Annotated in this window: 21 protein-coding genes; 7 read left to right on the top strand and 14 right to left on the bottom strand. The window is 71.2% G+C overall.

Annotation, left to right across the window (positions count from 1 at the left end):
* Positions 1 to 310: 310 nt before the first annotated feature.
* Together NYF13_RS29480 and NYF13_RS29475 are read left to right on the top strand one after the other, a co-directional pair.
* Complete coding sequence (locus tag NYF13_RS29480) at positions 311 to 670, top strand: metalloregulator ArsR/SmtB family transcription factor (RefSeq protein WP_315661161.1); 360 nt, start codon at positions 311 to 313, stop codon at positions 668 to 670.
* Positions 667 to 1,125, top strand: a complete 459-nt coding sequence (locus NYF13_RS29475) for an SRPBCC domain-containing protein (RefSeq protein WP_315661159.1) — start codon at positions 667 to 669, stop codon at positions 1,123 to 1,125. The genes NYF13_RS29480 and NYF13_RS29475 overlap by 4 nt, the downstream gene beginning before the upstream one ends.
* Before the next feature lie 158 nt (positions 1,126 to 1,283).
* Here the strand turns inward: NYF13_RS29475 and polA are convergent, their stop codons facing one another.
* Entirely contained in the window at positions 1,284 to 4,034 is a 2,751-nt protein-coding gene (gene polA / locus NYF13_RS29470; RefSeq protein WP_315661158.1) for a DNA polymerase I, read from the bottom strand.
* Positions 4,035 to 4,096: 62 nt separating this feature from the next.
* Here polA and NYF13_RS29465 point away from each other — a divergent pair, with 62 nt between their 5' ends.
* A complete protein-coding gene (locus NYF13_RS29465) occupies positions 4,097 to 4,537 on the top strand; it encodes a hotdog fold thioesterase (protein ID WP_315661157.1) in 441 nt (146 codons plus the stop codon).
* 91 nt (positions 4,538 to 4,628) lie between these two features.
* On the opposite strand, the gene NYF13_RS29460 is transcribed toward NYF13_RS29465, so the two are convergent.
* From NYF13_RS29460 to NYF13_RS29430, 7 genes are all read right to left on the bottom strand, one after another.
* Positions 4,629 to 5,342 (bottom strand): ABC transporter ATP-binding protein, encoded by a 714-nt coding sequence (locus NYF13_RS29460; RefSeq protein ID WP_315661156.1) that lies wholly within the window; start codon positions 5,340 to 5,342, stop codon positions 4,629 to 4,631.
* Positions 5,329 to 6,258, bottom strand: coding sequence for an ABC transporter ATP-binding protein (locus NYF13_RS29455; RefSeq protein WP_315661155.1), 930 nt, complete (start codon positions 6,256 to 6,258; stop codon positions 5,329 to 5,331). Before NYF13_RS29455 ends, NYF13_RS29460 begins: the two co-directional genes overlap by 14 nt.
* Positions 6,255 to 7,394: a branched-chain amino acid ABC transporter permease gene (locus NYF13_RS29450; RefSeq protein WP_315661154.1), complete on the bottom strand. Its 1,140-nt coding sequence runs from the start codon at positions 7,392 to 7,394 to the stop codon at positions 6,255 to 6,257. The genes NYF13_RS29455 and NYF13_RS29450 overlap by 4 nt, the downstream gene beginning before the upstream one ends.
* On the bottom strand, positions 7,391 to 8,401 hold the full coding sequence (locus NYF13_RS29445) for a branched-chain amino acid ABC transporter permease (RefSeq protein ID WP_315661271.1): 1,011 nt from the start codon (positions 8,399 to 8,401) through the stop codon (positions 7,391 to 7,393). Before NYF13_RS29445 ends, NYF13_RS29450 begins: the two co-directional genes overlap by 4 nt.
* Before the next feature lie 94 nt (positions 8,402 to 8,495).
* A complete protein-coding gene (locus tag NYF13_RS29440) occupies positions 8,496 to 9,674 on the bottom strand; it encodes a branched-chain amino acid ABC transporter substrate-binding protein (RefSeq protein ID WP_315661270.1) in 1,179 nt (392 codons plus the stop codon).
* Between the two features lie 438 nt (positions 9,675 to 10,112).
* Entirely contained in the window at positions 10,113 to 10,724 is a 612-nt protein-coding gene (locus tag NYF13_RS29435; RefSeq protein ID WP_315661153.1) for a response regulator, read from the bottom strand.
* A gap of 279 nt (positions 10,725 to 11,003) precedes the next feature.
* The gene (locus tag NYF13_RS29430; RefSeq protein ID WP_315661152.1) at positions 11,004 to 11,597 is read right to left on the bottom strand and encodes a dihydrofolate reductase family protein; all 594 of its coding nucleotides are present in this window, start codon (positions 11,595 to 11,597) and stop codon (positions 11,004 to 11,006) included.
* Between the two features lie 91 nt (positions 11,598 to 11,688).
* On the opposite strand from NYF13_RS29430, the gene NYF13_RS29425 reads away from it, so the two are divergent.
* The 3 genes from NYF13_RS29425 to NYF13_RS29415 all read left to right on the top strand — a co-directional run bounded on the left by NYF13_RS29425 (position 11,689) and on the right by NYF13_RS29415 (position 13,794).
* Positions 11,689 to 12,138, top strand: a complete 450-nt coding sequence (locus NYF13_RS29425) for a helix-turn-helix domain-containing protein (protein ID WP_315661151.1) — start codon at positions 11,689 to 11,691, stop codon at positions 12,136 to 12,138.
* A gap of 81 nt (positions 12,139 to 12,219) precedes the next feature.
* Positions 12,220 to 12,999: an isocitrate lyase/phosphoenolpyruvate mutase family protein gene (locus tag NYF13_RS29420; protein ID WP_315661150.1), complete on the top strand. Its 780-nt coding sequence runs from the start codon at positions 12,220 to 12,222 to the stop codon at positions 12,997 to 12,999.
* Positions 13,000 to 13,122: 123 nt separating this feature from the next.
* Positions 13,123 to 13,794 carry a TetR family transcriptional regulator gene (locus NYF13_RS29415; protein ID WP_315661149.1) on the top strand — a complete coding sequence of 224 codons (672 nt, stop codon included), beginning with the start codon at positions 13,123 to 13,125 and terminating at the stop codon, positions 13,792 to 13,794.
* A 28-nt stretch (positions 13,795 to 13,822) separates the two neighbouring features.
* On the opposite strand, the gene NYF13_RS29410 is transcribed toward NYF13_RS29415, so the two are convergent.
* A complete protein-coding gene (locus NYF13_RS29410) occupies positions 13,823 to 15,298 on the bottom strand; it encodes an FAD-dependent monooxygenase (protein ID WP_396287745.1) in 1,476 nt (491 codons plus the stop codon).
* Positions 15,299 to 15,383: 85 nt separating this feature from the next.
* On the opposite strand from NYF13_RS29410, the gene NYF13_RS29405 reads away from it, so the two are divergent.
* A complete protein-coding gene (locus NYF13_RS29405; RefSeq protein WP_315661148.1) occupies positions 15,384 to 16,346 on the top strand; it encodes an Lrp/AsnC family transcriptional regulator in 963 nt (320 codons plus the stop codon).
* Positions 16,347 to 16,392: 46 nt separating this feature from the next.
* Here the strand turns inward: NYF13_RS29405 and NYF13_RS29400 are convergent, their stop codons facing one another.
* From NYF13_RS29400 to kynU, 5 genes are all read right to left on the bottom strand, one after another.
* The gene (locus NYF13_RS29400; protein WP_315661147.1) at positions 16,393 to 17,280 is read right to left on the bottom strand and encodes an ABC transporter ATP-binding protein; all 888 of its coding nucleotides are present in this window, start codon (positions 17,278 to 17,280) and stop codon (positions 16,393 to 16,395) included.
* Positions 17,277 to 18,308 carry an iron chelate uptake ABC transporter family permease subunit gene (locus tag NYF13_RS29395; RefSeq protein WP_315661146.1) on the bottom strand — a complete coding sequence of 344 codons (1,032 nt, stop codon included), beginning with the start codon at positions 18,306 to 18,308 and terminating at the stop codon, positions 17,277 to 17,279. The genes NYF13_RS29400 and NYF13_RS29395 overlap by 4 nt, the downstream gene beginning before the upstream one ends.
* Positions 18,305 to 19,315 (bottom strand): iron ABC transporter permease, encoded by a 1,011-nt coding sequence (locus tag NYF13_RS29390; RefSeq protein ID WP_315661145.1) that lies wholly within the window; start codon positions 19,313 to 19,315, stop codon positions 18,305 to 18,307. Before NYF13_RS29390 ends, NYF13_RS29395 begins: the two co-directional genes overlap by 4 nt.
* Positions 19,312 to 20,343 carry an iron-siderophore ABC transporter substrate-binding protein gene (locus NYF13_RS29385; protein ID WP_315661144.1) on the bottom strand — a complete coding sequence of 344 codons (1,032 nt, stop codon included), beginning with the start codon at positions 20,341 to 20,343 and terminating at the stop codon, positions 19,312 to 19,314. The genes NYF13_RS29390 and NYF13_RS29385 overlap by 4 nt, the downstream gene beginning before the upstream one ends.
* Positions 20,344 to 20,509: 166 nt before the next feature.
* Positions 20,510 to 21,742: a kynureninase gene (gene kynU / locus NYF13_RS29380; protein ID WP_315661143.1), complete on the bottom strand. Its 1,233-nt coding sequence runs from the start codon at positions 21,740 to 21,742 to the stop codon at positions 20,510 to 20,512.
* Positions 21,743 to 21,818 lie beyond the last annotated feature (76 nt).

Genomic DNA, 21,818 nt, shown 5'->3' with positions numbered 1-21,818 from the left:
GCAGCCCTTGCCGGTGCACGCGGAGCAGCAGCCGTGCCGCATGACGACCTTGAACAGCCGTGTGATCATCTTCAGACCCTCCGTTCGATCGACACCTGCGCATACGACGCTAGGTGGTGCGTCGACGGGCCCGGTACCGCCGGGTGGGCGGGTGAACGGGTGAAATCACCCCACGCGGGACGACCTCCGGTCACTGTCCACAAGAGACTTCACGCTCGGACCTCGATCCGAGGTGGTTGACACCGCCCGTCCGATCCGTATATTTAGCCATGAGGCTAAATAGCCGAACGGCGATATAGGAGACGGGACGATGGAACCCGACGAGGACCGGCTCGACCGGATCTTCATGGCGCTGTCGGACCGCACGCGCCGGGCCGTGCTCAGGAGACTGCGCGACGGCCCCCTCACCGCCGGGGACCTCGCCGCCGGCGTTTCCCTGAGCCAGCCGACCGTGTCCAAGCACCTCAAGGTGCTGGAGGCGGCGGGGCTGATCAGCCGGCACCGGGACGGAACCCGCCTCTACGGCGTCCTCGCGATCGACTCGCTCGTGCGGGCGGCGGTCTACGTGTCCCAGTTCGAGGAACAGGTCGACGCCCGCCTCGATCGTCTCGCCGCCATCGTCGAACGACCCCGCGAAGAACTCCACGAAGAACCAGGAGAAGCACCGTGAAAACCGAGTTCAGCCTTCCCGACGAGACGCGCATCCGCTACACCCGGGCGTTCGACGCCTCGCCGAAGAGGATTTGGGCGGCCTACACGACGCCGGACGTCGTCCGGACGTGGATGACCGGCCCGCACCCCGGCACCCTCTTCGAGGTGTGCGAAATGGACATCCGCCCGGGCGGCACGTACCGATGGGTCTGGCAGTACCCGCAGGGGCGCCTGGAAATCCGCGGCGACGTGCAGGTGGCCGAGGAGCCGCACCGCTTGGTCACGACCGAGCAGATGAGCGACCTCGACCTTCCGCCCACCCGTCACGAGATCACCTTCGAAGCGAGGGGCGACCGCACCGTCATGACCGGCACCATCACCTACTCATCGCCCGAAGCCCGGGACGCCGCCTACGCCTCCGGAATGGGAACGGGGATGGACGCCGGCTTCGACCGTCTGGAAGAGGCGGCGTAGCGCTCGGGATCACGACCTCCCCCGGAAGGGTCAGGATGTTTCACCGAGGTGGCTGCGCCAGGACGACCGGGCTCGCCGCGGCGTACAGCCCGCGGAGGCCGGCCGTCCTGTTCCTGGCCGCCGGGTCGGCGGGTGGCCCGGGCCGCGCGAAACGGCGGTCAGTGGGCGGCCTCGTTCCACGAGCGGCCGTAGCCGATCGAAATCTCCAGCGGCACGGCCAGCTCGTAGGCCGAGCCCATGCCCTCGCGGACCAGCTTCTCGACCTCCGTGCGCTCGCCCTCGGCGATCTCCAGCACCAGCTCGTCGTGCACCTGCAGGAGAACGCGGCTGCGCAGCTCCGCGCTTTCCAGTGCCCGGTGCACGTTCAGCATCGCGACCTTGATGATGTCGGCGGCACTGCCCTGGATCGGCGCGTTCAGCGCCATCCGCTCGGCCATCTCGCGGCGCTGGCGGTTGTCGCTGTTGAGGTCCGGCAGGTAACGGCGGCGGCCGAAGATCGTCTCGGTGTACCCGCTCTTCGCCGCCTCGCCGACCACCGACTGCAGGTAGTCGCGCACCCCGCCGAAGCGGGAGAAGTACGCCTCCATCTGGGATTTGGCGTCTTCGGTGGAAATCCGCAGCTGCTGCGAAAGCCCGTACGCCGAGAGCCCGTACGCGAGGCCGTACGACATGGCCTTCACCCGGTAGCGCTGCTCCGCCGTGATCTCCTCGGCCGGCACCGAGAACGCCCGCGAAGCGACGAACGTGTGCAGGTCCTCACCACTGTTGAAGGCCTCGATCAGGCCCTCGTCCTTCGACAGGTGCGCCATGATGCGCATCTCGATCTGGCTGTAGTCCGCGGTCATCAGCTCCGCGTAGCCCTCGCCGACCACGAACGCGTCGCGGATGCGGCGGCCCTCCTCGGTGCGGACCGGGATGTTCTGCAGGTTCGGCTCCACCGAGGACAGCCGGCCGGTGGCCGCGATGGTCTGCTGCAGCGTGGTGTGGATGCGCCCGTCGTCGGCGACCGACTTGATCAGGCCCTCGACCGTGGTGCGCAGCCGGGTGGCGTCGCGGTGCTCCAGCATGTGCTGCAGGAACGGGTGCTCGGTCTTCTCGAACAGGCTCTGCAGCGCCTCGGCGTCGGTGGTGTACCCGGTCTTGGTGCGCTTGGTCTTCGGCATGCCCAGCTCGTCGAACAGCACCACCTGCAACTGCTTGGGCGAGCCGAGGTTGATCTGCTTGCCGATCACCTGGTACGCCTCGTCGGCGGCCTGCGTGACCCGGCTCAGGTAGTGCGCCTCCAGCTCGGTGAGCTGCTCGATGTCCACCGCGATGCCCGCGGCTTCGAGCTGGGTGATCACCTCGAGCAGCGGCAGCTCCAGCTCGGCCAGCAGCTTCGAGCCGCCCAGCTCCTCGAGCTCCCGGCCGAGCGCGGCGGCCAGCTCGAAGATCGCGCGGGCCTTGACCAGCTCCTCGGCGATCTCCTTCTGCTCCAGCTCGTCGGCCCCGCCGTCGAGCAGCGAGAGCTGGCCGTCGCCCTCGCCCGACTCGGACCGCAGCTCACGGTGCAGGTAGCGCAGCGCCAGGTCGTCCAGCTCGAAGGTGCGCTGGCCGGGCCGCACCAGGTACGCGGCCAGCGCGGTGTCGAGCACCAGCCCGGCCAGCGTCCAGCCGCGGGCCCGCACGGCGTGCAGCGGGACCTTCAGGTCGTGGCCGATCTTGCGCACGCCGGCGTCGGCGAGCCAGACCGACAGCGCGCGGTCGTCCGCCTCGTCCATGGTGGTGACGTCGACGTACGCGCCCTCGCCGTCCGGTGCCGCGAAGGCGACCGCACGCAGGTCGGCGCGGACCGAGGTGCCGGTCGAGCGGAAGGACAGGGCCACCGGCTCGCCCGCGCCGGCGTGGGCGGTGAGCCACTCGCCGAGGCCGCCGGGCGCGAGGGCCGAGCCGGAGACCTCGAAGCCCTCCTCGGCCTCGGGCTCGGCGCTGCTCAGCGTGGCGAAGAGCCGGTCGCGCAGCACGCGGAACTCCAGCTCGTCGAACAGCCGGTGCACCGCGTCGCGGTCCCACGGCTGCAGCTCCAGCGATTCCGGCGCGCGGTCCAGCTCGACGTCGCGGACCAGCTCGGTGAGCTGCCGGTTCAGCGTGACCGAGGACAGGTGCTCGCGCAGCGCGTCGCCGACCTTGCCCTTGACCTCGTCGATCCGGTCGATCAGCTCGTCGAGCGAGCCGAACTGGCGGATCCACTTGGCCGCGGTCTTCTCCCCCACCCCGGGGATGCCCGGCAGGTTGTCCGACGGGTCGCCCCGCAGCGCCGCGAAGTCCGGGTACTGCCGCGGGGTGAGGCCGTACTTCTCCTCCACCGCCTCGGGGGTGAAGCGGACCAGGTCCGACACCCCGCGCTTCGGGTACAGCACGGTGACGTGCTCGTTCACCAGCTGGAGCGCGTCGCGGTCGCCGGTGCAGACCAGCACGTCGAAGTCGCCGGCGACGGCCTGGGTGGTGAGGGTGGCGATGATGTCGTCGGCCTCGAAGTTCTCCTTCGTCAGCGACGGGATGCCCAGTACCCCGAGCACCTCCTTGACCAGGTCCACCTGGCCGCGGAACTCGTCCGGCGTGCTGCTGCGGTTGGCCTTGTAGTCGGCGAACGTCTCCGACCGGAAGGTCTGGCGCGAAAGGTCGAAGGCCACCGCGAGGTGGCTCGGCGTCTCGTCGCGCAGCAGGTTGATCAGCATCGAGGTGAACCCGAACACCGCGTTCGTGACCTGGCCGGTCTTGGTCTTGAAGTTCTCCGCGGGCAGCGCGAAGAAGGCGCGGTAGGCCATGGAATGGCCGTCGATGAGCAGCAGTCGGGGCCGCTCGGCCGGGCCGGCGGCGCCCTTCGGCGGTGTGGCGTTGGCTACGGTTCGGTTCTCACTCGGGCTCACGGGAGCGAGTCTAAGGTGAGGGTCCGACACTCTTACGGGTCGCATAGGTTGAGGAGCAGCGCGTGACCGAGCAGGACGGCGGCGTCAGGCTGGAAGACTTCGCGGGAATCGACCCCGCGGTCGCCGATCAGCAACTGAACGACAAGATCGGGCTGAAGCTGATCGAGGTGGCCCCGGAACGGGTGGTCGCGACCATGCCGGTCGAAGGCAACCTGCAGCCGTACGGGCTGCTGCACGGCGGTGCGAACGCGACGATGGCCGAGGCGCTCGGCTCGATCCTCGCCGCCCTGAACGCGGGCCCGGGCCGGGCCGCGATGGGCCTGGAGCTGTCCTGCACCCACCACCGGGCGGTCCGCTCGGGCCGGGTCACCGGGGTCGCCACCCCGCTGCACGTCGGCCGCGGCACGATCACCGCCGACATCGTGCTGACCGACGACCAGGGCCGGCGCACCTGCACCGCCCGGCTCACCTGCGTCGTGCGGGACCAGCCGCCGGGCGCCTGAGCGACCGGACACCACCGAGGCCCCCTCGCCCCGCGTCAGACGCGGGGCGAGGGGGCCTCGGTGGTGGTGGGTGGTGGTGCGGTGGCCGGGCTCAGCCGACGCCGAGGTAGGCCTCCTTGATGCTCGTGTCGGCCAGCAGTTCCTGGCCGGTGCCGGTCTTGGTGATCCGGCCGGTCTCGAGCACGTACGCCCGGTGGGCCCGCGAAAGCGCCTGCTGCGCGTTCTGCTCCACCAGCAGCACCGTGGTGCCCTGCCGGTTGATCTCCGTGATGATCCGGAAGATCTGCTGGATGAACTGCGGCGCGAGCCCCATCGACGGCTCGTCCAGCAGCAGCAGCCGCGGCTTCGCCATCAGGGCGCGGCCGATGGCCAGCATCTGCTGCTCCCCGCCGGACATCGTGCCGCCGACCTGGCTCTTGCGCTCGGCCAGCCGCGGGAACAGCTCGAAGACGCGGTCGAAGTCCGGCTGCAGGTTCTTCCGGTCCTTGCGGGCGTAGGCGCCCATGTCGAGGTTCTCCAGCACCGTCATGCCGGGGAAGATCCCCCGGCCCTCGGGCGACTGCGAGATCCCGCGGACCACCCGCAGGTCGCCGCGCAGCCGGGAGATGTCCTCGCCGTCGAAGCGGATCGCGCCGTGGGAGATCGGCCGGACGCCGGAGATCGCCCGCATGGTGGTGGACTTGCCGGCCCCGTTCGCCCCGATCAGCGTGACGATCTCGCCCTCGTCGACCGTGATGGACAGCCCGGACACGGCCTGGATCCGGCCATAGTGGACGGACACATCGGACAGCTCAAGCAACGTCATCGTCGGGCACTCCCAGGTAGGCGGCGATCACGGCGGGGTTCTCCCGGATCTCGGACGGCACCCCTTCGGCGATCTTCTTGCCGAACTCCAGCACCACGATCCGGTCGGTCACGCCCATCACGAGCTTCATGTCGTGCTCGATCAGCAGCACGGTGTAGCCGTCGTCGCGGATGGTCCGGATCAGCCCCATGAGCTCTTCCTTCTCCGCCGGGTTGAACCCGGCGGCCGGCTCGTCGAGGCAGAGCAGCTTCGGCTCGGTGGCCAGCGCCCGCGCGATCTCCAGGCGCCGCTGGTAGCCGTAGGGCAGGTTCTTCGCCTTGTCCGCGGCCCGGTCGGCGATGCCGACGAACTCCAGCAGCGCCATGGCCTTGTCGATCGCCTGCTTCTCCTCGCGGTGGTGGCGCGGGGAGCGGAACAGCGCGCCCATCAGGCTCGTCCGGTGCCGCGCGTCGGTGCCGACGACCACGTTCTCCAGCGCCGTCATCTCGCTGAAGAGCCGGATGTTCTGGAAGGTCCGGCTGATGCCGAGCTGGGTGATGCCGTGCCGGGAGGCCTTGCCCAGCGGCTTGTCCTCCAGCAGCACCTGGCCCGAGCTGGGCCGGTAGACGCCGGTCATCGCGTTGAAGCAGGTGGTCTTGCCCGCGCCGTTCGGCCCGATCAGGCCGAGGATCTCCCCGCGCCGGATGGCGAAGGAGACCGAGTCCAGCGCCACGAGCCCGCCGAAGCGCACCGTCACGTCGTCGACGCGCAGCAGGGTCTCCCCCACCGCGACGTCGATGTCACGGTCCGGTGCGACGACCTCGGCCACTTCGGCCTCGTGCTCGGCCAGCTCCGCGGCGTCCATCCGGGCGACCTCGGCCACGAGGCCACCCTCGGCCGGGACCTCCGGACCGGTGCCGTTGCCAGGGGCGGTCATGCTTTCTCTCCCGGGTTCTCCGCGACCAGTGAGCCGTCGCTGCTGATCTGCTCCCCCTTGCCGAGCAGCCGTTGGTAGGCGTACCGGCCGTAGGCGAGCAGGCGCTGCCGCGCGCCCAGCAGGCCCTGGGGGCGAAAGATCATCAGCACGATGAGCGCGACGCCGAAGATCAGGTACTTGTACTCGGCGATCGCCTGGAACCGCAGCGGCACGTACGCCACCACCACGGCCCCCAGCAGGACGCCGACCTTGTTGCCCGCGCCGCCGAGGATCACCGCGGCCAGGAACAGCATCGAGGTGACGACGTCGAACTTCTGGTTGTTCACGAAACCGAGCTGCCCGGCGTAGAGCGCCCCGGAGAGGCCGCCGATCCCCGCGCCGCTGACGAACGCCCAGATCTTGAACTTGAACGTCGGCACGCCCATGATCTCGGCCGCGTCCTCGTCGTCCCGGATCGCCACCCAGGCGCGGCCGACGCGGCTGCGCTCCAGGTTCCCGACCACGAACAGGATGATGATGATGATCGTGACGCACAGCCAGTACCAGGGGATGCCGTCGGAGTTGTTGAACAACGGCGTGCCGTCGGCCTTCGCGCCCGGTGGGTGCCCCACGCGGGAGAACCCGCTGTTGCCGCGCAGCGGTTCGATGTTGTCGGCGAGCAGCCGGACGATCTCGCCGAACCCGAGCGTCACGATGGCCAGGTAGTCCCCGCGCAATCGCAGGGTCGGGGTTCCGAGGATCACCCCGAAGATCATCGTGATCACCATCGCGATCGGGAGCACGACGAGGAACGGCAGCTTCGACAGCGCGGAGTCGGGGCTGGTGAACAGCGCCATCACGTAGGCGCCGATCGCGAAGAACCCGACGTAGCCGAGGTCGAGCAGACCGGCCTGGCCCACCACGACGTTGAGGCCGATGGCGACCAGCGCGTAGCGGGCCACCTCGAACATCGCGATCGGGAAGTTGTAGCCGGGCTGCGTGGTCAGGATCGGCGGGTTCAGCACCGGCAGCAGGTAGATCAGCACCACCAGCGGGATGAGGATCAGGCACTGCTGCAGCCGGCTGAGGCTGCTCCACCATTCACGGACCGGGCGGCGGCTCTTGGCCGGCGCCGGCGGGGCGAGGGTCGTGGTCATACCCGGGCCTTTCCGAGCGACTCACCGAGGATGCCGGTGGGCCGGATCATCAGGACCAGCACCAGCAGCGCGAACGCGACCACGTCGCGCCAGCCGCCGCCGAACAGGGACTGGCCGTAGTTCTCGACCATGCCGAGCAGCAGGCCGCCCAGCAGCGCGCCGCGCAGGTTGCCGATGCCGCCCAGCACCGCGGCGGTGAACGCCTTGATGCCGAGGAGGAACCCGCCCTGGTACGAGGCGCCCTGCGGGATCTTCATCATGTAGAACAGCGCCGCCGCGCCGGCCAGCAGGCCGCCGATCAGGAACGTCGTGGTGATCACGCGCTCCTTGTTGACGCCCATCAGCATCGCGGTGTCGGGGTCCTGCGCCACCGCGCGGATGCCGCGGCCGAACTTGGTCTTGTTGACGAAGTAGTTCACGCCCAGCATGAGCACGACCGCGGCGACCACGGTGACGATCGTGACGTTGGTGATGCTGCCGCCGAACAGGCTGAACACCTCTTCGTTGCGCATCAGGCGGATGCCCTGCTCGGCGTTGCCGCCGCGCCAGATGAACAGCAGCTGCTGCAGCACGAAGGAGGCGCCGATCGCGGTGATCAGGAAGACCAGCTTCGGGGCGCCGCGCTTGCGGAGTGGACGGTAGGCGACCCGCTCCAGCACCACCGCGGTGCCGCCGGAGACGACCATCGACGCGATCAACGCCAGCAGCAGGAAGCCGATCAGCTCGAACACCGGTAGCTCCGGGGTGCTGCCGGGCCGGAAGCCGAGGAAGTAGAAGGTGAACCACGTCGCGTAGGCGCCGTAGATGAACACCTCGGAATGGGCGAAGTTGATCAGCTTCAGCACGCCGTAGACGAGGGTGTAGCCCAGTGCCACGAGGGCGTAGATACTGCCGTAGGCCAGACCGTCGAACGTGTTGTTCCAGAACTGCTGCAGGAACGAATTCACGTCGAACGTGATCCAGCTGTCGCTCTGAGCCAGAACGACCGTGCTCAGCTCGTGAATCATCGACACACTAGTTCTCCATGTGGGTCCGGGGTGCCCGTCCGGCGGGATCGAGCCGCCGGTCGAGCACCCCGGTAACGAGAGCGGAAGCCTTGCGCTACTTGATTTCGGTGTTGCGGACGATCTTCCCGCCCTCGACCTTGTAGGTCCACACGGTGGACGAGGCCAGCTCGCCCTTGTCGTCCCACTTGAAGTGCTTGGTGATGCCCTGGCCGTCGTAGGTCTTCACGAAGTCCAGCAGGCCGGCGCGGTCCTTCTTGCCGGAGTCGATGCCCTTGAGCAGGATCGTCGCCAGGTCGTAGGCCTCGGGCGAGTAGGTGCCCGGGTCCTTGCCCGCCGCGGCCTTGTAGGCGTCGGTGAACTTGGTGAACTGGTCCGCCGGCACGCAGGGGCAGGTGAAGTAGGCGTTCGCGGCCGCGTCACCGGCGCCCTTGACGAACTCGTCGTCCTTGACCCCGTCCGGGCCGACGAACTTCGCGGTCACGCCGGCGTCGTTCAGCTGCTGCGCGAACGGCGCGGCTTCCTGGTAGTAGCCGGAGTAGAACACCGCGTCGGGGGCGGCGCTCTTGACCTTGTTGACCACGGCCGAGAAGTCGGTCTGCTTGGTCTTCACCTTGTCGTTGCAGGTGACCTTGGAGCCCAGCGCCTGGGTGATGGCGGTGGCGAGCCCGACGCCGTAGTCGGAGTCGTCCTGGATCACGCAGACCTTGCCGGCCTTGAGCTCGCCGGTGATGAACTTCGCGGCGGCGGGACCCTGCACGTTGTCGTTGCCCAGACCGCGGAAGAAGGTCTTCCAGCCGTTCTGGCTCAGCGACGGGTTGGTGGCCGACGGGGTGACGCTGACCAGGCCGGCGCTGTTGAAGATGTTGCCCGCGGCCTTGGACTCACCGGAGAACGGGAGGCCGACGACGCCGATGATCGACGGGGTGTTGACGATCTGCGTCACGATGCCGGGCGCCTTGTCCGGCGTGCCCTCGGTGTCGAACTGCTCCAGCTTGACCTGGCAGCCCTTGTTCGCGGCGTTGTGCTGGTCCACGGCGAGCTTCGCGCCGTTGAGGATGTTCTGGCCCAGCGCGGCGTTCGCACCGTTGATGGTGCCCGCGTACGCGATGGAGGTGGGCGCGCACTGCGCCTTGCCGTCGCCCGCGGGGTCGGCGGCGTCGGCGGCGGCCGACGGGGCCGCGGCCTGGGGGGCGGAGCTGTCCCCGCCACCGGAGCCGCTGTTGTCACGCGCCGCGCACGCGCTGAGGGAGATGACCCCGGCGGCGGCCAGCACGATGACCTTCGTGAGTCGTGCTTTCTGCACTCGTTCCTCCAAATGCCAACAGCCGCCCGGATGAACGGCTGGTCCCCACGTGGGACCTGACTGGCCGCTGAAAGTAGCCGCCCAGCCGGGTGTTGCACAGAGTCACAGCGAGTCTTGTAGCCACATCGTGACGGTGGTCACGAACGGTAACGAACGTTTTACACCCGTTCGTCGGATCGTGACGAACAGGTGATAACACTGCGTGCCCGGTGATGACCCTTCCGGCCCCTTGCCCGCTGACTCGGTCTGTGTTGGCAGTGTAAGGCGCGTCACTCACCGAATCGGCCGGAAGCCCCGGACCGGGGCCGAAGGCTGCCCTTTAACCCCTTCGCCACTGACCGTGGCGACCCCCGGGGACGAAAAAACGGGCGCGACCCCCTGGTCGCGCCCGTCCGGTCCGGCGGGAACTCAGCCGATGCTCTCCACCACGGCCTCGGCCACCGCCTTCATCGTGGTGCGGCGGTCCATGGCGGTCCGCTGGATCCAGCGGAAGGCGTCCGGCTCGGTCAGACCCTGGCGGCTCATCAGCAGGCCCTTGGCCCGGTCGATCACCTTGCGGGTCTCGAGCCGGTCGGTCAGACCCGCGACCTCGGCCTCCAGCGCCTGCAGCTCGGAGAAGCGGCTCACGGCCAGCTCGATGGCCGGCACCAGGTCACGCTTGGCGAACGGCTTGACCAGGTAGGCCATGGTGCCCGCGTCCCGGGCCCGCTCGACCAGGTCGCGCTGGCTGAACGCGGTGAGGATGACCACCGGCGCGATCCGGTCGCCGGTGATCTTGGAAGCCGCCTCGATGCCGTCGAGCTTGGGCATCTTGACGTCGAGGATGACGAGATCGGGCTTGAGGTCCGTGGCCAGCGCGATGGCCTGCTCCCCGTCGCCGGCCTCGCCGACGACCTCGTAGCCCTCCTCGCGCAGCATCTCGACGAGGTCGAGCCGGATCAGCGCCTCGTCCTCGGCGACGAGCACCCGGCGCGCCGGGGTGGTGAGGGCGTCGCTGGCCTCGGTAGCCGGTTCGGTCACCGGGGTCCTCCTGAAGGCTCGGCGGAACGGTGGACACGCGGTCGCCCGCGAACCCGCAGCCTACCGGGAACGAACCGGTTACCGAGATGGCGTTCACCACGAAGTGGCGGGCGCGACACCTCCGGAGTCCGACCGGAGGTCCACATGGCACAGTGATGCCGGGCCACCGGGGCCCGGCGCGTTCGCGGCTCGGAACGGATTGCCGGGCGGGGTCAGGGAAATCGCCGCGGGGGCCGATCCGGACCGGGACGGTGCGGGATTTCCCGGTGGGGGCCCGGTTCAGGACCGGACCGCGTAGTGCAGGTGGGTGACGCCCGCGGCGGGCACCGCTTCGACCAGGCTCAAGCGGACGTGCGCGGGCAGCTCCCGCAGCAGCGGCCGTCCGGCGCCGAGCAGGACCGGGACCTGGTGCAGCACCAGCTCGTCGACCAGCCCGGCCTTCAGCGCCTCGGTCAGGACCACGCCGCCCATCAGGGCGACGTCACGGTCGCCGGCGGCGTCGCGCGCCGCGGCGATCGCGTCCTCGATGCCGGTGGTGACCAGGGTTTGGCGCTCCCCCAGGTCCGGCACCGGCCGGTGGCTGAGGACGAACAGCGGGGCGGCCGGGTGCGGACCGCCGCCGCCGAACCCGCCGGAGTCGTCATAGGTGGCCCGACCGGCCACGGTCGCGCCCACCCGCGCGGCGACGGCGTCGAAGACCCGCGCGCTGGCTTCGCTGAGCTTGAACCCGTCGTAGACCCGGCTGGGGGTGTCACCGCCGAAGTACCAGTCGAACAGCGCGGTCCCGTCGCCGAGGTCGTGGCCGGCCCGGGGGTCGCGGCCGGTGATGTACCCGTCGACCGAGACCGAGTGGGCGCCGAAGACCTTGCTCATCGCCGTGGTCCTTTCGAAGTTCCTTGAGGAGACTCGAAAACCGTAGCACCCGTGAGTTCCCCGAGGGAACCCCAATCGGTAGACTGAGGGAATGCAGCGCACCGACTTCGGGGAAATGGCCTGCTCGATCGCGCGGACCCTTGAGGTGATCGGGGAGCCCTGGTCGCCGCTGATCCTGCGGGACGTGCTGGCCGGGGCCACCCGGTTCGACCAGATCCAGGCCGACCTCGGCATCTCCCGCAAGGTCCTGACCGAGCGGCTGAGCCACCTGGTCGAGCGCGGGGTGCTGGAGCGGCGGCCCTACGACCGGCGCCCGCGGTACGAGTACGCGCTCACCGGGAAGGGCACCGAACTGGCCGACCTGCTGATGGTCATGGTGGGCTGGGGCGACCGGTGGCTCGCGGGCGAAGCCGGGCCTCCGGTGCTCTACCGCCACCACGCCTGCGGCGAGGTCAGCCGCGTCGACCTCCGCTGTGCGCACTGCGGGGAGCCGATGCACGCGGGTGACATCGACATCCTGCCCGGGCCGGGTGCGCGGTAGCCGCCCTCCCCACGGCCCCGGTGACCGGGCCGGCCGTCCCGCACCGGGTGCGCGGTGCGGTTTCCGCCTAGATTGGCCGGTATGACTTCCACCGCTGAAAAAGCCGTGCGCCTGCAGGAACTGCACGCAGCTCCGGAACTGCTGCTCGTGGTCAACGTCTGGGACGCGATCACCGCGAAGGTGGTGGCCGAGACGCCGGGCACGCAGGCGCTGGCCACGCCCAGCCACGGCATCGCCGCTTCGCGCGGCTACCCGGACGGGGAGAAGATCCCCCGCGACGAGATGATCGCCGAGGTCGCGCTGATCGTGCGGACCGCGGGCGACCTGCCCGTTTCCGCCGACCTCGAAGGCGGCTACGGCGACCCGGGCGGCACGGTCGCCCGCGCGATCGAAGCCGGTGCCGTCGGCTGCAACCTCGAAGACCAGATGAAGCCGCTCGGCGAAGCGGTGAAGGCGGTCGAGGCCGCGGTCGCCGCCGCGCAGTCCGCAGGCGTCGACTTCGTCCTCAACGCCCGCACCGACGCCTTCTTGAAGGGCGCCGGCCGCGACCCGGAGGACCTGCTGGCCGAAGCGATCACCCGAGGCCACGCCTACCTGGACGCGGGCGCGTCGAACTTCTTCGTGCCGGGCAAGCTGGACGCCGACCAGGTCGGGCGGCTGGTCGAGGCGCTGGGCGAGCGCAAGGTCAACCTGATCGGCATTCCCGGCTCGATTCCGCTGGACGTCGCGCAGAACCTGGGCGTGTCCAGGGTTTCCTACGGGCCGTGGAGCCAGAACGTCGCGCTCACCGCGCTGGCGAAGCTCGCGGAGGACGTGTACGCGGGTGGCGGCTTGCCGGCGGATACGCGGAAGCTGAACTGATTCCCACTTCGGTTCCGCGTTTTCCCCGGCGCTTTTCCGGCTCGCGCGATGCGGGCCGGGCCGGGGCCTGCCGGGGCGGGGTATTGTTGGAACAAAGTTCCAACAATACCCGGGACGGTACCCATGGCGACCAGGCGGCAGCGCGGCGAGCGGCGCGCCGACGCGCTGTCCAAGGAGCGGATCGTCGAATCGGCGATCGAAATCCTCGACACCGACGGTGAGAGCGCGCTGACCTTCCGCGCGCTCACCGCCCGCCTGGCCACCGGGGCCGGCGCGATCTACTGGCACGTCGCGAACAAGGACGAGCTGCTCACCGCCGCCACCGAGGCGGTGATCGGCCGGATCCTCACCGGGGTGGCGGGCGGTCCGGAGCCGCGGGAGGCGATCCGGGCCCTCGCCCTGGGGCTGTTCGATGCGATCGACGCGCACCCCTGGGTGGGCACTCATCTGTCCCGGGTGCCGTGGCAGCCCGCCGTGCTACAGGTCTTCGAAAGCATCGGCGGCCGTCTCCAGGTCCTCGGCGTACCCGACGACGCGCTGTTCGACTCCGCCTCCGCGCTGCTGAGCTACATCCTCGGCGTGGCCGGGCAGAACGCCGCGAACGCCCGGATGGTCGAGCCCGGCACGGACCGCTCGGCCTTCCTCGCCGCCGTGGCCGGGCAGTGGATGGGGTCCGGTCCGGAGAAGGCCCCGTTCGCCCACCGGATGGCCGCCCGGATGGCCGACCACGACGACCGCGAACAGTTCCTCGCCGGGATCGACCTCATCCTGGCCGGGATCGCCACGCTCGGGTAGCCCCCGGCGGCCCGGGGCCACCCGGCCCTCACCGGGCCCGGCCGAACCAGCGTTGCAGCGCCGCCTCCAGGTCTTCCCCGCGGCCGTCCCCGCAGCCGGACCAGCAGACGTAGCCGTCCGGCCGGACCAGCATCGGCTCGGAACCGGCGGCCACGTGGTCCACCCGGTCGTCCCACCGGCCGGCCACCTGCGCGAACGCGCCGTCCGGGTCGATCAGCAGGGCACGGCCGGCGCGCAGCCGCTCGTTCAGCCGGGCCGGGCCGAGATCGGCGTCCGGGGCGGGCAGGCCGGTCCGCGACCGGGGGCCGGCCTCCGCCATCGGGTAGCGGATGCCCATGCCGGACAACAGGTCGTCGAGGTGGAACTGCACGTCTTCGAGCTGCGCCATGGCGGTGAACAGCGCCCGCGTGGCCGTGACCTCCGGGGCGCGGGTGCCCTCCCAGTCCATCAGCAGGCTCTGCGCCTGGACGTTGCGCAGCACCGCGGCCCCGACCGGGTGCCGTTCCGCGTGGTAGGTCTCCAGCAGGCCCTCGGGCGCCCAGCCGTGGACGGCGGCGGCGAGCTTCCAGCCGAGGTTCAGCGCGTCCTGGAGGCCGGTGTTCATGCCCTGCGCCCCGAGCGGGAGGTGGACGTGCGCGGCGTCGCCGGCCAGGAACACGCGGCCGTGCCGGTACCGCGCGGCCTGGCGGGCCGCGTTGGTGATCCGGCGGGCGTACCGCAGTTCGGTCAGCTCGACCCCGGGTCCGAAGACGGCGAGCAGGCCGTCGCGGATCTCCGTCCCGGTCACCTCGACCTCGCGCGGCCGGGCCCGGCCCGGACCGCCCATGGCCAGCCGCAGCAGCGGGCGGCCCCGCTCGTCGGTGCCCAGCGGGAACAGGTGTGCCCAGTCCCCCGCCTCGTTCCAGCGGTGCGTCATCGTGGGCTCGACCCCACTCAGCCGGACGTCGGCGGCGATCACCGTCGCGGTGCCGGCCTGGCCGGGGAACTCGGCCTGCAGCAGCTTGCGCACGGTGCTGTGCCCGCCGTCGGCCGCGACCAGGTAGCGGGCGCCGACGGTGGTGCCGTCGGCGAAGGTCGCGGCGATCCCGTCCGCGTCCTGTCCGAGGCCGGTCAGCTCCATTCCGCGAAGGGCGTGGATTCCCTGTGCGGCAAGGTGTTCCTCGAAGAAGCCCTCGATCACGACCTGCGGGACCGAGCGCCACGGGAAGCGGTGCCGGCCGCGGGTGAGCGGGAGGTGGATGCCGCCGAAGTGCGCGGTGCCGATCGGGTGGTCGCCGGTGGCCAGCAGCGGCTCCAGCAGCCCGCGCTGGTCGAACGCCTCCTGCGTGCGCGACTGCACCCCGCCCGCCTTCGACAGCCGGCTGCGCTCGGGCAGCTTGTCCACCAGCACGCTCGGCACCCCGGCCAGGTTCAGCTCGTTGGCCATCATCAGGCCGGTGGGGCCCGCGCCGGCAATCAGCACTTCGGTGTTCATGACCGCTCCCGGGATCTCGTTGTTCGGCATGGGGACACCGTTCGCCCCATCGAACCCCCGGGGCCAGAAAGCGGCCTGATCGCGGCGGTATCCGACGCGGGCTACCCTCGGCCGAGTGGAATCCGACTACGACGAGCTCGACCGCCGGCTCGTGCGCGCCCTCCAGCTCGACGGAAGGGCCGCTTTCAGCGTTATTGCCGAAGTCCTGGGCGTGTCGGATCGCACCATCGCCCGCCGGTACGCGAAGCTGCGCTCCGCCGGGGCGGTGCGGGTGCTCGGCGGGTTCGACCCGACCGCGCTCGGCGCCGTGCAGTGGTTCCTGCGGGTGCGCTGCGCGCCGGGCACGGCCGTGCCGGTCGCCGAAGCGCTGGCCCGGCGGCGCGACACCTCCTGGGTGAGCCTGACCTCCGGGGGCACCGAGATCACCTGCACGGTCGACACCGAGACCGCCGCCGACAGCGAAGCGTTGCTGCTGGCCAAACTACCGCGCACGCCCCGGGTGGAGGGGGTCACCGCGCACTCCGTGCTGCACGCCTTCTACGGCGGCCCGGACAGCCTGATCGCCAAGCTCGGCTCGCTGGGCGCGGAGGCGACCGAACGGCTGCGCCCGCCGCCGGCGGCCCACCGTCCCGGCCCGGTGCAGCTCGACGACGGCGACCGCAAGCTGCTCGCCGCCCTCGCGGTCGACGGGCGGACCGGGTTCGAGCGGCTGGCCGCGGTGACCGGCTGGTCGCCGACCAGCGTCCGGCGGCGGATGCGCGAGCTGCGCGAATCCGGCGTGCTCTACCTGGACATCGATGTGGACGGCCGCATGTTCGACCTGGCCACCCGCACCGTGCTCTGGCTCTCGGTACCCCCCGCGCACCTGGCGGAGACCGGGGCGGCCCTGGCCGGCCACCCGGAAATCGCCTTCGCCGCCGCGACCACCGGGCCGACGAACCTGTGCGCGAGCGTGGTGTGCGCGGACCAGCGGGAGCTCTACCGGTACCTGACCACCCGGGTGGCCGCGCTACCCGCCATCACCCACATCGAGACGGCACCGGTGATCCGGACGGTCAAGCGCGCCGCCGGGCTGTAGCAACGGACACCGGGCGCGAGGGGTTCAAGTCAGTCTACAAAGGACGTCAGTCGACCTGGCCCGCACCGGTGGCTCGGACGGCACGAGGCGGAAACCCCGTCGTGCCAAGGTCTCGACCGGGCGGCGCTTGCTTCGCGCGGACGTGGTACTTCCCGCGCGGCAGCATCAACGGCTTGCCCGACACCGGATCCGTGATGACGTCGCAGTCGAGGCCGAACACCGCGTGCACGGTCTCGGCGGTCAGCACCGCCTCGGCCGGGCCGGCCTCCCGCAGGCCGCCGCCGGCCAGCGCGATCAGGTGATCGGCGTACCGGGCGGCCAGGTTGAGGTCGTGCAGCACCATCACGATGGTCGTGCCGCGGGTGCGGTTGAGGTCGGTCAGCAGGTCCAGCACCTCGATCTGGTGGCTCACGTCGAGGAACGTGGTGGGCTCGTCGAGCAGCAGGAGATCGGTCCGCTGGGCCAGGACCATGGCGATCCAGACGCGCTGGCGCTGGCCGCCGGAGAGCTCGTCGACCGCGCGATCGGCCAGGTGCGCGGTCGAGGTCGCGTCGAGCGCGGCGGCCACGGCGTCGGTGTCGGACCGGCGCCACCGCGACATCAAGCCCTGGTGCGGGTGGCGGCCCCGGCTGACCAGCTCGGTGACGGTGATGCCCTCGGGCGCGAGCGGCGACTGCGGCAGCAGCCCCAGCTTCCGGGCCAGCTCCCGCGCCGGGGTGCGGTGGACGAGCTTGCCGTCCAGCAGCACCCGGCCCGCCTGCGGCGCCAGCAGCCGCGACATCGAGCGCAGCAGGGTCGACTTGCCGCAGGCGTTCGCGCCGACGATCGCGGTGATCGCGCCGGGCGGGACGACCAGGTCGAGCGCGGTGATCACCGCGCGCTCGCCGTAGCCGACGGTCAGGTCCTGCACCGCGAGGGTGTGGGTGGCGGTCACGGCGAGCCTCCGGCGCGATTCGTGCGGATGATGAGATAGATCAGGTAGGGCGCGCCGAGCACCCCGGTGACCACGCCGACCGGGTACCGCGCGCCCAGCAGGTACTGGCCGCTGAAGTCGGCCACCAGCACCAGCAGCGCGCCGACCAGCGCGGCCGGGAGCATCGGCGAGCCGCCCGGGCCGGCCAGCCGGGTGGCGATCGGCCCGGACAGGAACGCGACGAAGGCGATCGGCCCGGTGGCCGCGGTGGCGAACGAGATCAGCCCGACCGCGCAGACGATCACGATCAGCCGGGTGGGGCCGATGCGCACGCCGAGCGCCGACGCGGCGTCGTCGCCGAGCCGCAGGGTGGCCAGAGCGCGGCTTCGGGCCAGCAGCAGCGGGCCGAACCCGAGCACCGCGGCCAGCACCGGCAGCACGTCGGGCCAGTCCACGCCGTTGAGGCTGCCGGTGAGCCAGCGCAGCGCCTGCTGCAGGTCCCACTCCCCGGCCCCGCTGAGCACCCAGTCGAGCGCGCTGTCGAGCATCGCGCTGATCCCGATGCCGATCAGGATCAGCCGGGTGCCCGCGACGCCGCCGCGGTGGGACAGCGAGTAGATCAGCAGCGCCACGCCGAGACCCGCGACGATGGCGGACACCTCGACCGCCGCCCCGGACAGCGAGAGCGAGACGATCGCGAACCCGGCCGCCGTGCTCGCGCCCGCGCTGATGCCGATCACGTCCGGGCTGGCCAGCGGGTTGCGCAGCAGGGTCTGGAACGTCACGCCGCCCAGGCCGAAGCCGATCCCGACCAGCGCCGCCAGCACCGTGCGCGGCAGCCGCAACCGCCCGACGGTGAACGACGCGCCCGGCACCTGCTCCCCGAGGATCACGCGGAGCACCTCACCCGGCGGGTAGAACCGCTGCCCGGCCATCAAGGACACCGCCATGGCCGCCAGGACCAGGACGGCGAGCACGGTCAGCACGGTCCGGCGGCGCACCGCGCGCCCGGCCCGGGCGCGGACGACGAGTTCGGCGGTGGCGTTCACAGTTCGCGCACTTTCCGGCGGCGGACGATCCAGACGAAGAACGGTGCGCCGACCAGCGCGGTGATGATGCCGACGTCGACCTCTTCCGGCCGCGTGACCAGCCGGCCGACGACGTCGGCGAAGGTGAGCAGCACCGCCCCGCCCAGCGCGGAGAACGGGAGCAGCCACCGGTGGTCCACCCCGATCAGCAGCCGGCCCAGGTGCGGCACGACCAGTCCGACGAACCCGATCGGCCCGGCCGCGGCGGTGGCCGCCCCGCACAGCACCACCCCGCCGAGCGAGGCCCCGAGCCGGACCAGCGCGACCCGCTCGCCCAGTCCCGCGGCCAGTTCGTCGCCCAGGGCCAGCGAGTTGAGCCCGCGCGCGGTGACCAGGCACAGCACCGCGCCGGCGGCCAGGAACGGCAGCACCTGGCCGATCCGGTCGAAGGAGGCCCCGCCGACCCCGCCGACCTGCCAGGACCGGAACGTCGCCGCGACGGCGTTGTCGGCCAGTACGGTCGCGCTGATCAGCGAGGCCAGCGCGGCCGAGGTGACCGCCCCGGCCAGGGCGAGCTTGAGCGGGGTCGCCCCGCCGCGGCCGAGCGAGCCGATGGCGTAGACGAACACCGCGGCCGCGGCCGCGCCGAGGATCGCCACCCACACGTGCGCCGAGGCGCTGACCAGCCCGAAGGAGACCATGCCGGTCACCACGGCCAGCGACGCACCCAGGTTCACCCCGAGGATTCCCGGGTCCGCCAACGGGTTCCGGGTCACGCCCTGCATGACCGCGCCGGCCAGCCCGAGCGCCGCGCCGACGAGCACGGCCAGCCCGGTCCGCGGGACGCGCTGCCCGACCGCCGCCTCGGCCAGCGTTTCCCGGCCCCCGCCCAGCCCGCTCAGCACGTCGGCCACCGACACCCCGCGGGCGCCGGCCACCACCGAAAGGACCGTGGCCACGAGCAGGACCACGAACAGGGCGAGCAGCCCCAGCGCCCGCCCGCGCGTCCGGTTTTCGCTGGTGCTCACTTGACCTTGTCGGCCGCGACGGCGAGCTGGCGGGCGTACTCGTCGAGCACCCAGGACACCGACATCGGCGTCGGGTTGGCCGCGGTGCCCGCCGGGGAACTGGCCGGCAGCATGACCATCGAGCCGTTGGCCACCGCGCGCAGCTTCGACATCAGCGGGTCCCCGGCCAGCCGGCCGGCCACCGGGGCCTCGCCGTAGCCGACCACGATGTCCACGTCGTCGAACGCGTCGATCTGCTCGGCGCTCTGGCGCAGGGTGAACTTGTCGGTGCCCGCCGACGCCCGCTCGACGCTGCCCGGCAGCTTCAATCCGAGGTCGGTGAAGAACTCCGTGCGGGTGTCGTGGGTGGTGTAGAAGCCGATCTGGCTCAGGTCGGTGGTGTCGAAGTGGGTGATGAACATCGCCGACTTCCCTCGCAGCTGCGGGTATTTCGCCTTCACCGCGCCAATCCGGCCCTCGATGCCGGAAATCAGCTTCGCCCCGTCGGCCGAGCGGCCCATCGCCTTGCTGCTGAGCTTGATGCTGTCGCGCCACGAGGTGGCCCAAGCGGTCTTGGGGTACGCGACGACCGGCGCGATGTCGCTCAGGGTGCGGTAGTCCTCCGGCGTGAGCCCGGAGTAGGGCGCCAGGATCACGTCCGGCTTCGTGGTGGCGACGGCTTCGAAATCGATGCCGTCGGCCTCGTCGAACAGCACCGGGGTCGGGGCACCGAGTTCCTTGAGCCTGGCCGAGACCCACGGCAGCACCCCGTCGCCGTCGTCGTCGCCGAAGTTGGCCTTGGCCATCCCGACCGGCACGACGCCGAGCGCCAGCGGGACCTCCTGGTTGGCCCACGCGACAGTGGCGATCCGCTCCGGCGGCTTCGGGATCGTGGTGGTCCCGAACGCATGCTGGACGGTGACCGGGAACCGGTCCCCCGCAGCCGGTTCCGGTGCGGCAGCGGAATTCCCGCCGCCGGAAGAACAAGCGCTGAGCACCAGTCCGGCCAAGACGGCGACGAGCCCGGCCCGCAGACGACGTGAACGCACGCGGCCCACCCCTTTCCCTCGGCTTCCTCGACGCAGGCCGGATCGCCCGCGTCGAATTAGGTTTGGCTAACCTATCCAGGAAAGGGGTGAATCGGAAGTTTCGCCCGCTGTGACGTGAGCCTCCGCGGTGGGCGCCGCCCCAGCGGGTGCGGCCCGACCGGCCAGATCAGGTGACGACCGAGGTCTGACTCCGGCGGTACTGCGGGGCCTCGTGTTCCTTCGTCGTGAGGATCTCCTCCAGCGCGTGCATCGCGTCCCACACGTCGGTGTAGCTCAGGTAGAGCGGGGCCAGTCCGAGCCGCAGCAGGTCCGGCGCCCGGAAATCGCCCACCACCCCCCGGGCGATCAACGCCTGGCTGAGCTCGTAAGCCCGGGCGTGGCGCAGCGAAACCTGGGAACCGCGGTGCCGGCCCTCTCGCGGGGTCACCACGGTCAGCCCGTGCGCGCGCAGCCCGTCCGCCAAGGTGATCAGCAGTTCGCCCAGGGCCAGGGATTTCGCGCGCACGGCCGCCGGGTCCACCCCGTCCCACACCTCGAGCGCCGCCTCCACCGCCACCATGGACAGCACCGGCGGCGTGCCGATCCTCGCCCGCGCCATCCCCTCGGCCGGCGTGTACGCCCCGGCCAGCCCGAACGGGTCGGCCCGGCCCATCCAGCCGGTGAGCGGCAGGTCGGCCGCCCGCTGGTGCCGGCGCGCCAGGTACAGCCAGGCCGGTGCGCCCGGGCCGCCGTTGAGGTACTTGTAGGTGCAGCCGACCGCGGCGTCGGCGCCCAGCCCGTCCAGGTCCACCGGCAGCACTCCGGCGGCGTGGCACAGGTCCCAGACGACCACCGCGCCGGCCGCGTGCACCTGACGGGTGATCGCCTCGAGGTCCCACAGCCGCCCGGTGCGGTAGTCGACCGCGCTCAGCGTCACCACCGCCACGTCCGGGCCCACCTCCAGGTCCGCCGGGTCGACCCGGCGGACCTCGAGCCCGAGCAGCCGCCCGACGGCGTCGGACAGGTACTGGTCGGTCGGGAAGTTCGCCGCGTCGGTGAGCAGCGTCCGCCGGTCCGGCCGCAACCTCGCGGCCGCGGTGAGCGCCTGGAACAACTGCACGCTCGTCGAGTCCCCGCAGAGCACCTGCCCCGGCGCGGCGCCGACCAGCGCGCCGATCCGGTCGCCGACCCGCTCCGGCAGCGTCCACCAGCCGTTGCCGTTCCACGAGCCGATCAGGTCCTGGCCCCACTGCCGCTCGACCGCGTCCAGCACCGCCGCCCGCACCCCGGACGGCAACGCCCCGAGCGAGTTGCCGTCCAGGTAGATCAGCCCTTCGGGAACCGAGAACCGCTCGCGCGCGAACGCCAGCGGATCACGCGCGTCCTGCTCCTCGGCCACCGCCCGATCAAGGTGTGCCACCACCGTTGCCGTCCCTTCGCCCGCCGTCCGGCCCATCGTGGCACACGGCGGGTCCCGGATCGCCCGACCGGATCCG

Origin of the sequence: Amycolatopsis sp. PS_44_ISF1 (assembly GCF_032335455.1) — a bacterium.
Taxonomy (GTDB): domain Bacteria; phylum Actinomycetota; class Actinomycetes; order Mycobacteriales; family Pseudonocardiaceae; genus Amycolatopsis.
Note: the sequence above shows the minus strand (reverse complement) of the source record. Positions and strands in the feature narration are given on the sequence as shown.

Excerpts from the sequence above, each read along its gene's own strand:
- NYF13_RS29480 (WP_315661161.1), top strand. The coding sequence starts at position 311 with ATGGAACCCGACGAGGACCGGCTCGACCGGATCTTCATGGCGCTGTCG.
- NYF13_RS29460 (WP_315661156.1), bottom strand. The coding sequence starts at position 5,342 with ATGACGTTGCTTGAGCTGTCCGATGTGTCCGTCCACTATGGCCGGATC.
- NYF13_RS29455 (WP_315661155.1), bottom strand. The coding sequence starts at position 6,258 with ATGACCGCCCCTGGCAACGGCACCGGTCCGGAGGTCCCGGCCGAGGGT.
- NYF13_RS29450 (WP_315661154.1), bottom strand. The coding sequence starts at position 7,394 with ATGACCACGACCCTCGCCCCGCCGGCGCCGGCCAAGAGCCGCCGCCCG.
- NYF13_RS29445 (WP_315661271.1), bottom strand. The coding sequence starts at position 8,401 with ATGATTCACGAGCTGAGCACGGTCGTTCTGGCTCAGAGCGACAGCTGG.
- NYF13_RS29430 (WP_315661152.1), bottom strand. The coding sequence starts at position 11,597 with ATGAGCAAGGTCTTCGGCGCCCACTCGGTCTCGGTCGACGGGTACATC.
- NYF13_RS29425 (WP_315661151.1), top strand. The coding sequence starts at position 11,689 with ATGCAGCGCACCGACTTCGGGGAAATGGCCTGCTCGATCGCGCGGACC.
- NYF13_RS29420 (WP_315661150.1), top strand. The coding sequence starts at position 12,220 with ATGACTTCCACCGCTGAAAAAGCCGTGCGCCTGCAGGAACTGCACGCA.
- NYF13_RS29415 (WP_315661149.1), top strand. The coding sequence starts at position 13,123 with ATGGCGACCAGGCGGCAGCGCGGCGAGCGGCGCGCCGACGCGCTGTCC.
- NYF13_RS29410 (WP_396287745.1), bottom strand. The coding sequence starts at position 15,298 with ATGCCGAACAACGAGATCCCGGGAGCGGTCATGAACACCGAAGTGCTG.